The 10675-nt window shown below is 24.9% G+C and carries 7 protein-coding genes; 6 read left to right on the top strand and 1 reads right to left on the bottom strand.

The annotated features are described in order from the left end of the window. Positions 1 to 109 precede the first annotated feature (109 nt). The 6 genes from T324_RS0100560 to T324_RS0100535 all read left to right on the top strand — a co-directional run bounded on the left by T324_RS0100560 (position 110) and on the right by T324_RS0100535 (position 9342). Positions 110 to 3052 carry a YidC/Oxa1 family membrane protein insertase gene (locus T324_RS0100560; protein ID WP_038374909.1) on the top strand — a complete coding sequence of 981 codons (2943 nt, stop codon included), beginning with the start codon at positions 110 to 112 and terminating at the stop codon, positions 3050 to 3052. Between the two features lie 150 nt (positions 3053 to 3202). Next, positions 3203 to 4480 (top strand): CDP-glycerol glycerophosphotransferase family protein, encoded by a 1278-nt coding sequence (locus tag T324_RS0100555; protein WP_028328491.1) that lies wholly within the window; start codon positions 3203 to 3205, stop codon positions 4478 to 4480. 13 nt (positions 4481 to 4493) lie between these two features. Next, entirely contained in the window at positions 4494 to 5612 is a 1119-nt protein-coding gene (aepY, locus tag T324_RS0100550) for a phosphonopyruvate decarboxylase (protein ID WP_156920127.1), read from the top strand. 20 nt (positions 5613 to 5632) lie between these two features. Beyond that, positions 5633 to 7474: a phosphoenolpyruvate mutase gene (gene aepX, locus T324_RS0100545; RefSeq protein ID WP_211232571.1), complete on the top strand. Its 1842-nt coding sequence runs from the start codon at positions 5633 to 5635 to the stop codon at positions 7472 to 7474. An 18-nt stretch (positions 7475 to 7492) separates the two neighbouring features. Next, positions 7493 to 8593, top strand: coding sequence for a 2-aminoethylphosphonate aminotransferase (locus T324_RS0100540; protein WP_028328488.1), 1101 nt, complete (start codon positions 7493 to 7495; stop codon positions 8591 to 8593). 14 nt (positions 8594 to 8607) lie between these two features. Then, positions 8608 to 9342, top strand: coding sequence for a sugar phosphate nucleotidyltransferase (locus T324_RS0100535; protein WP_028328487.1), 735 nt, complete (start codon positions 8608 to 8610; stop codon positions 9340 to 9342). Here T324_RS0100535 and T324_RS0100530 read toward each other — a convergent pair. Further along, entirely contained in the window at positions 9339 to 10604 is a 1266-nt protein-coding gene (locus tag T324_RS0100530) for an MFS transporter (RefSeq protein WP_028328486.1), read from the bottom strand. The genes T324_RS0100535 and T324_RS0100530 overlap by 4 nt on opposite strands. Between the last annotated feature and the right edge of the window lie 71 nt (positions 10605 to 10675).

Below are 10675 nucleotides of genomic sequence, written 5' to 3'. Positions count from 1 at the left end.
AACAGCAAACAGCAAACAGCAAACAGCAAACAGCAAACAGATTTAGAGATATTATCTCATCATGTAAAAAATATTACAAACTCCAAAAAAGTAATTTGGAGGTATTGTGATGTTTTTTGATGTTCTCTATAATATTACAATATATCCTTTTCAATTTTTAATAGAAATAATATTTTATTTTATAAAATTTAAAGCAGATATTTTATATTCACTTGCCATATTATACTTGAATATAATAATAAATATTATACTTTTGCCAATTTATAATATAGCAGAAAAATTGCAAAATGAAGAAAAAAAAATTCAAGATAAAATGAAACCCATGATAAATAATATCAAAGCTGTATATAAAGGTGATCAGCAATATTTACTTATAAGAGCATGTCAAAAAATAAATGGCTATAAAACGATATATGCTTTTAGAGGAACTTTTGGATTGCTTATACAAATACCTATATTTATAGCAGCTTATAATTTTATTGATACTATAAATCCTGAGAGCTTGGATTATTTATTTAAAGTAATTCCTCTATATAAACCCGATGAATTTTTAAAAATAGGAAATGTTACGATTAATCTGTTGCCTTTTTTAATGTTTACATTTAGTATGATTTCAAGCTTTTTTTATAATGATAAATTAACCTTAAAAGAAAGAATACCTTTAATTGCAATTAATGTTTTTTTTCTAGTTTTTCTTTATAATTCCAATGCTGTGTTTGTATATTATTGGACTTTAAATAGCTTATTTTCTCTATTAAAAAATATATTCATTAAATATAAATTAAATTTAAATAAATCTCTTAAAAAAATATATATTAATTTTTCTATTGTTGTTTATGTTATATTAATTATATTTATTATACTTGGTAAAATAGGTCATAAAGGATATATAGATGATTTTTCTATATATCGTAAAGCAAATGATAAAGAATATTTTTATACATTAAAAATAAAAACAACTAGCAAGATTTTTACAAATACAGATATTTACCAAATAGATAAGATTGTTAAAATAAATTCTAATGGTATAAATGGTATAGTTAATAACGGTAGTTTTTTATATGATAAATTAATAGAAAATGATTTTCGTGTCGATGCTATTTATACGCTTAATGTCAGACCACGGATATATCTTTTTATAATAGTATTGACATTACCATTTTTATTATTTATTTTATATAAATCAATTTCTATTTTTAAATTGAAAATATCAGATGATTTTAATACTAGAAAATTATTAATTTTATCATGTATTTCTATAAGTATTTTGATTGGCCTTTTTATATCTTCTTCACTAGTGCATTCTTCTCCAACAGAGTTTAAAAATCCAATCGATATAATATTTGATAATTTATTCAAAGCTATTGGTATATTTTTTGTATATCCTATTTTTATATATTTTTTATTTGATGATAAAATTAAGCAATTAGTATCTTTTATTATGTATATTTTAGTGCCGATAAGTATTGTAAATGTATTTATTATGGCTGGTGATTATGGTTTTATCAATACTGATTTTGTTTTCAATAATCCAGACTTATTATTATCAAGCCTAAATCAGAACATACTAAACATATTTTTAATTATTTTATCTATTGTATTAGTACTTTTTTTGATAAACAAATTAAAATATAATTTTTTATCGAATATATATATGCTAATATCAATAGTTCTAATTATTGTTTCCATATATAATTTCAATTATATTAGAAAAGAATTGGATATTTTTAATACAATAAATACAAATGATATTAGTTTAGATAATAAATATTTAAATATTTCCAGAAATGGTACTAATGTATTTGTATTTCTTTTGGATGCTGCAACTTCATCTAGTTGGAATACAGCTTTTAAAAGAAATGAAGAGTTCAGAAAAGCTATGGATGGTTTTATATTCTATACTAATACTGTTTCACCTGGTGCAAATACAATAACTGGAACTCCTGCCTTATATGGCGGATATGAATATATGCCATATGATATAAGTACAAATGGAACTTATAATATAACTAATGTACAAAATGAAGCTTTATTAATGATTCCTCTTTTATTAAAAGAATATGGATATAGTTCAGTTAGTATAGCTCCTCCTTATGCTAATATATCAGGAGATTTATCTATATTTAATACTAATGAAAATATAAAAGCATTTAACAGTTTTAATATAGAAAAAGAATTAAATAATTATTTATCATCTGTGTCGGATGGTAAAAAATTGTATTCAGAATCTTATAAAGATATATTTATAAGATTTTCCATATTTAAGGCTCTTCCAATTATTTTTAGACATTATTTTTATTCAAATGGTGATTGGTTTTATCCATTTAAGTTCTTTATAAATGGTACTATAATTCCATATATAGAATTATCATCTGTAACAAATAATATCAATTTTAATGATAATGGTAATTATTATAATATAATGGAAAATTTAACCACACATAATATAGATTATTTTGATTCTAATTATATGCCTCAGCTTAATCAATCTATACCCAATACTTATGATTTAACAGTATTTGGTGATAATGTTAGTTCTAGGGTATATTATGCTAATGTAGCGGCAATAAAGCTTATAATAAATTTTATAAATTATCTTAAAGAAAATAATGTTTATGATAATACAAAAATCATACTGGTTTCGGATCATGGGTATTTTGTGTCTCATAATACGGAAGATTTTTATGGGGATATTAAATTTATAAATACTTATAATTCTATTTTATTGTATAAAGATTTTAACAGTAACGGTGAGTTAATTATGAGTAGTAATTTTATGACAGTAGCTGATACTCCATATCTAACTGTTAATCACATAAGAAATGCTATTAATCCATTTACAAAAAAGAATATAACAAGTGATCTCAAAACAAATGGTGTTTATATGCTTGAATTGAATGATCTTAATTTTAATTTCTATGAAAAAAGATATCATTTCAATAATTATTATTATGTTAAAGATAATATATTTGATACAAATAATTGGAAAAAATTTAATATTGATTGGTCTAGTAAAAAAGTAAAGGAATTAAATATTAGAGATAATAATTAAATTTGATTTTTATAAGCTTAGCAGTATAAGTATAATTATTTTTTAGTGAGTATATATGGGATAGATTAAAAATACTTAAGTTACATTTTAATTGATTTTATATTAAAATTAATGTAAAATATAATATATTATATTTTAAGGGATTATTTAATGATTTTATCAATATTGGTATTATTTATTATTTTTCAATCTAATGTATTTGGATATATAGATCCAGGTACAGGAAGTTTGCTTTTTTCTGCTCTTTTTGGCATTATAGGAACACTTTTCTTTTTATCTAAAGCTTTAATAATAAAATTGAAAACTATGTCTTTTTCTAAAAATAAATCTATAGAAACAGAAGCTAGTAAAAAAGCTAGAATAATAATTTATGGTGAGGATAAAAGATATTATAATGTATTTAAACCTATAATAGAAGAATTGATAAAATTAGAAATACCAGTAATATATTACAGCTCAAGTGAAGATGATCCAATATTTGAAATAAAAAATGATTTACTTCATAGTGAGTTTATAGGTGTAGGTAATAAGGCTTATGCAAAATTAAATTTTATAGAAGCAGATATTTGCTTAATGACAACACCTAATTTAGATGTTTTCCAATTAAAACGTTCTAAAGGAGTAAAAAAGTATGTACATATATTTCATGCTCCTAGTGAAGCAGCATTGTACTGTTTATATTCTTTAGATTTTTTTGATGCTGTACTTTTGAGTGGAGAAAATCAGGTTCCAGATATTAGAGAATTAGAAAATACTAGAGGAACTAAAGTAAAAGATTTAGAAATTATTGGAAGCACTTATTTGGATGAACTTAATAAGAAAAAAGAAGAGGCTTTAAAATCTATTGAAAATAAAAGTAATAAAAGAACTGTTTTAATAGCACCTTCTTGGGGTATGAATGGACTTTTAACAAGATTTGGTGATAAATTAATAGACCCTATATTGAATAACGGATATCATATTATAGTTCGCCCGCATCCTCAATCATTAATAGTAGAAAAAGATATAATAGAAAAATTAAAAAATAAATATAAGGATAATAGTGATTTAGAATGGGATTCTAACAGAGATAATATTTATTCTTTGTCAAAAGCAGATGTTATGCTGTCTGATTTTTCAGGCGTGATATTTGACTATGCTTTTCTTTTTGAAAAACCTACTATTATACCTAGTTTTACTTTTGATAAAAGAGGATATGATGCTATAGAATTAAAAGATGAAACTTGGACTTTAAAAACGTTGCCAAATATTTCTGTTTCTATAGATGAAAATAATTTTTCAAATATTTCTGCAATAGTTGAAGATACAATTAATAATGACAGATTAAAAGAAAATATTTTAAAAGTAAAAGATGAAGCTTATATGTATAGAGGAGAAGCTGGAAGAAGGGGAGCTATTGTTTTAAAGTCATATCTAGAATCTATTTGAGGAATTATTTATAATGATTAAAGCATATAATTTTTTAAAGTTATTAAATGAATATAATATTAATTTTTTTACAGGAGTTCCTGATTCTAAACTGCAAAGTTTCTGTGATAAATTAATGGAAGAATATTCTATATCAGATTCTCATATAATAGCTGCCAATGAAGGTAATGCCGTAGCAATAGCAGCAGGATATAATTTAGCCACAGGAAATTATCCATGTGTATATTTGCAAAATAGCGGAATTGGAAATATTGTTAATCCTACTGCATCTCTTATTAATGAAAAGATATATTCAATACCAGTATTATTTATTATAGGATGGAGAGGGGAGCCTAATGTTAAAGATGAGCCTCAGCATGCATTTCAAGGCGAGATAACATTAAAATTATTGGAAGATTTAAATATAGAATATGTTGTATTAGATAGTGAAGTTAATTATGATATACTAAAAGATGCATTGAATAAGTTTAAATCGATATTGGATAATGGAAGGCAGGCAGCATTTGTTATTAGAGATGGAGTTTTTGAGAAAGAAAAATTATTTGATTATAAAAATAATAATGATTTAATTAGAGAAAAAGCTATAGAGAAAATAGTTGAATACTCAAAAGATGATATTATTGTATCAACTACAGGTAAAATTTCAAGAGAATTATTTGAAATTAGAGAAAATAATAAATTAGGTCATGAAAAAGATTTTTTAACAGTAGGTTCTATGGGACATAGTTCTATGATAGCATTTTCAATAGCATTGCAAAAAAAAGACAGAAGAATTTGGTGTTTAGATGGAGACGGAGCTTTACTTATGCATTTAGGAGCTTTAGCTATAATAGGCAGCAGAAAACCTAATAATTTTATTCATATAGTTTTAAATAATGAGGCGCATGAATCAGTTGGAGGAATGCCTACAGTAGTAGATAAAATAAATTTGATAGAGATTGCCAAAAATATGGGGTATGAATTTGTTAAAAGTGTTAATAGCTTGGAAGAATTGGATAATGTATTAAAAAGATTAACTAATGTATTAACATTTATAGAAATAAAAGTTTCAATATTTTCAAGAAAAGATTTAATGAGACCTAATATAAGTCCATTGGATAATAAAAATAATTTCATTAAGTTTTTAAGGTAATTTGTATATAGGATAAATTTATGAAGGCTCTTATTTTAAAATCTAATTTCTATTCTTTTATAATTAATAATGACGAAGATTTATTAAGCAGACAATTAAGATTATTAACCAAGTTTGGAATTAAAGATTTATATTTTTTATATAATACTGACAATATAGAAAAATATAAAAAAGATTATGATTTTAATTATACTATAATAAATGATTTTAATAAAAATTTAGAAGATGATGTTATAATAATAAATGGGGATAGTGTATTTTCAGAGGCTATTTTAAATGATATATTAGAATTAAATAGTAATTCATCAGTGATAAACACTTATGAGTCTTTTTCAGGTATAACTATAGATGATAATAATATATTAAAAAGTGTTGATAAAAATGTGTTGGAAAAATTATTTAATTATTTCCCTATAGTAAAAATTAATAAACTTCAAAATATAAATAATTTAGATAAAATATTTGAATCATATGATATAAAATTAATAGATAACAGTAATGAAATTTGTTTGATATTTGATGGTGATGCAAAAAAGAAAGAATATATAAATAATTATTTTAAAGATGAAAAGATAGTTTATTTAGCGTTCAGTACAGATATAATACATGGCGGACATATAAGAATATTAAAAAGAGCAAAGGAATTAGGAAAAGTTATAGTTGGTGTAATGAGCGATCAGGCAGTTGCAAGTTTTAAGAGATATCCTGTACTTGATTATGTGCATAGATATGAGATTATAAAGAATATAAAATATGTTGATGAAACTATAGAGCAGAAAACTTTAAGCTATACTGATAATTTAATAAAAATAAAGCCGGATTATGTAGTTCATGGTGATGAGTGGAGATATGATAGCTTAAAATATATTAGAGAAGATACATTAAAAACTTTAAAAAAGATTGGCGGTAAATTGATAGAATATCCTTTTTCAACAGATAGAGAATTTAGTGTTTTAGAGTTTAAATCTGCAGAATATTTATCCATACCTGAAGTTAGAAGAGGAAGATTAAAAAAAATACTTTCTTATAAACCAGTTGTCTCAATTATAGAAGCTCATAATGGTTTAACAGGATTAATAGCAGAAAAAACAACAGTTGTAAAAGATGGTAAGTACTATCAATTTGATGGAATGTGGGTTTCTAGTTTATGTGATTCTACATCGAGAGGAAAACCGGATATAGAATTAGTTGATTTATCTTCGAGGCTTCAAACTATTGATGAAATAATGGAAGTTACAACTAAGCCTATAATATTGGATGCTGACACAGGCGGACTTATAGAACATTTTGTATACAATGTTAAAACTTTAGAACGTATAGGAGTTTCTGCTGTTATTATAGAGGATAAGATAGGGTTAAAGAAAAATTCTCTTTTTGGTACAGAAGTGGAGCAGCATCAGGACACTATAGAAAATTTTTGCAATAAGATTAGTGCTGGTAAACAGGTACTTAAAACAAAAGATTTTATGATAATTGCAAGAATTGAAAGTCTTATATTAGAACAGGGAATGGATGATGCTTTAAAAAGAGCATTTGCTTATTCAGAAGCTGGTGCTGATGGAATAATGATTCATTCGAGGAGAAAAGAGCCTGATGAAATATTTGAATTTTGTTCTAAATTTAGAGAAAAAAATGAGAAGAGTTATTTAGTTGTTGTACCTACTACTTTTAATACTGTTACTGAAGATGAATTTGCCGATATAGGCGTTAATATAGTTATATATGCTAATCAGCTTACAAGGAGTGCTTTTCCTGCTATGAAAAAAACAGCAGAAACTATTCTTTATAATAGAAGAGCAAAAGAAGCTGATGATATGTGTATGTCTATAAAAGATATACTTACTTTAATACCAGAAGAATAATTATTGGAGAATAGAATTATGAATATAAAAAGAAATATATTATTAAATCCAGGTCCAGCCACTACTACAGACACAGTAAAAATGGCTCAAGTTGTAAGTGATATTTGCCCTAGAGAAAAAGAATTCGGTGAAGTTATGGAGTTCATTACAGAAGAGCTTACTAACTTTGCGGCTAATAATAAAGATTATACTACAGTTCTATTTGGGGGGTCGGGTACAGCTGGAGTTGAAGCAGTTCTATCATCTATATGCAATGGTAAAAAAATTCTAGTAATAAATAATGGTTCTTATAGTAAGAGAATGATAGAAATATTATCTACTTACGATGCCGACTTTTATAATTATGAAAGCGATTTAATAAAACCTATAAACTATAATAAATTGGAAGAGGTTATTAAAAATAATAAATTTGATTATATATGTGCGGTTCATAATGAAACAGGTACAGGACTTATAAATGATATAGAACGTATTGGTTTATTAGCTAAAAAATATAATATTGAATTTGTTGTTGATGCTATAAGTTCTTATGCTGCTATACCTATAGATATGGAAAAAATGAATATACATTTTTTGATTGCTAGTTCTAATAAAAATATTCAAGGTATGGCTGGAGTTGTTTTTATAATATGCAATAAAGTTTCATTAGAAAAATTAAAAAATATAAAATCAAAAAGTTATTATTTAGATTTGTACGCACAATACGCTAATTTTATTAAAACTAAACAAACTAGATTTACTCCGCCAGTACAGACATTGTATGCATTGAAGCAGGCCATTATAGAAACAAAAGAAGAAACTATAGAAGGAAGAAATAAGAGATATACAGAATCTTTTGAAACATTGATATCAGGATTAAAAAAATTAAATTTAAAACTTTTATTAGATTATGAATGTCAGTCAAAAATTATAACAGCTATATTTGAACCAGAATGCAAAGAATATAATTTTGACGCTATGCATGATTATTTATATGAAAGAGGGTTTACAATTTATCCTGGAAAAGTATCTAGTTATAATACTTTTAGGGTAGCTAATATTGGAGCTATAGATAAGAATGATATATCTAATTTTTTAGCAGTTTTGGAAGAATATTTGAAAAACATTAAATATATATAGGAAATTAATTTGTTATGAGAGGAATAATACTTGCAGCCGGAAAAGGCACTAGACTTTATCCATTTACTTTAAAAGAGCCAAAGCCTTTATTTAAAGTAAATGGAAAAACACTTCTTGAAAGAAATATTGAATTTTTTCATTCAAATAATATACATGATATTACAATAGTTACGGGATACATGAATGAAGCTTTTGATATGTATGTGGAAAAATATAATTTGAAAAAGGTTGTATCTGATGTATATGATAAAAAGAATAGCAGCAGTTCTCTCAATTTGGTTAGAGATATACTTGATGATGCCTTAATTATTAATGGAGATATTTATATAAGAGAAAATGTTTTTCCATATATAAAACCTAATGTATCACAGATAGTGTCAAAACAAATTGTAAAGGGTGAGGAGGACGGATATTTATCAAGAGATTCAGATGATAGAGTTATAAAAATATTGAGAAAATCTACTTCTGGATATGGTGATACAGGAATGATGTATTTAGTTGGAGATATGGCTAAAGCCGTATCAGAAAAATTGCCATTTGCTAAAGATGAAGAATTTTGGGAGGATATAGTTTATAGTTTGATAGATGATTATCCTTTATATTTAACTAAAATTCCTAATATAATAGTAGAAATAGATTCTGCCAAAGATGCTATATTGGAAGGTATAATGACTAAAGAAGACATAATTAAATTATGTGATAATGATAGTGATTTATTAGAAAAAATAGAAGAAGTATTAAAATATTAATTCATATTATTTCTTTTTATTTGTCTTAATAAAATATTTGATATTATTATTCCAAGTATAGAAAAGCATGCCATTATTACGAATATAAGAGTATATCCTCTCATACCCTGATTCTTATCTAGTATATATCCATATAAAGTATATATGAAACTTCTTGGGAAATATCCTATCATACATGCAATTGACATGGCTGTACCTGTTATTTCTTTTGGTACATTTATTTCATTTATTGGAGCAAAATATATAGCTCTCATTGAAAATATTATTATTCCATAACTTAATGTTAATATCATACCTACATAGAAGTATTTATTCATATATTCATGAGGAAGTAAAATAAAAATTATTATTGTAATTGCAGATAGTATAAATGCCAATCTTATATATTTAGTTGGAGATTTAAAAAGTTTATCAGAACATATACCTCCAAGAGGACTTCCTATTATTTTTAATCCATATTGATTTATTATTCCATAATAACCTAATAATTCTACTGGTACTCCATATATATCTTTTAAAAATGGTATAAAGTATGTTATACCACAATATACAGAATATACAGAGAATATAGTTAAAGAAGCGAGCCATATTTCTTTGCTTTTTAATGCTTTTATAATGCCATTGAATACGGCTCTATCTTTAGATATTTTATTACCATGTTCATCTTCAAGTTTTATTGTATCATTTTCTAATAGGAAATATGAAACAATACCAGCTATCATAACTGTTATTGAAAAAAACATTATAGTACTTCTTAATGCCAATGCATTTGAACCTAGAAATATAAATATTCTGAGTCCTATAAAAGCCACAGAAACATCTACTATTCCTCTTCCAAGTTCTAAAAAGCTAAATAATCTTCCTTGCTCATTATCTCTTCCTAATAATCTAATAGATTTTAGGATTACAGGCCAAGATATGACTTCAGCAAATAAAGAAAAAAGTCCCCAAGATATTAGTATTCCTAAATAGTTTGGAAATGTTGTAAGATAAAAGCCTGTTATTGCTACACCTAAAAGTCCAAATGGTACTAAAATTTTTTTTGAAAATCTATCCGATATATAAATTGATAATGAATTTCCAAAGGCTTGTACTAAACCATATACAGACATTGCAAGACCTATTTGGGTATGTGTTACATTCATATATTCTTGCATTGGAATGTAAAAGGCATCTTTTAAATAAGCAGTTTTAGTAAATGTACCAGCACCTAGTACTAATATAGAAAATGTTATCCATTTTTTAAAATTAAATTTTTTCAATGTAATTTACCCATAAAATTTAATATAGTTCTCTTAGCATAATAATTTGTGGTGCTAGGCATAAATACTCT

This window comes from Brachyspira alvinipulli ATCC 51933 (assembly GCF_000518245.1).
GTDB classification, from domain to species: Bacteria; Spirochaetota; Brachyspiria; order Brachyspirales; family Brachyspiraceae; genus Brachyspira; species Brachyspira alvinipulli.
The sequence above is the reverse complement of the archived record's forward strand: the minus strand, read 5'-3'. Positions and strand labels throughout refer to the sequence as shown.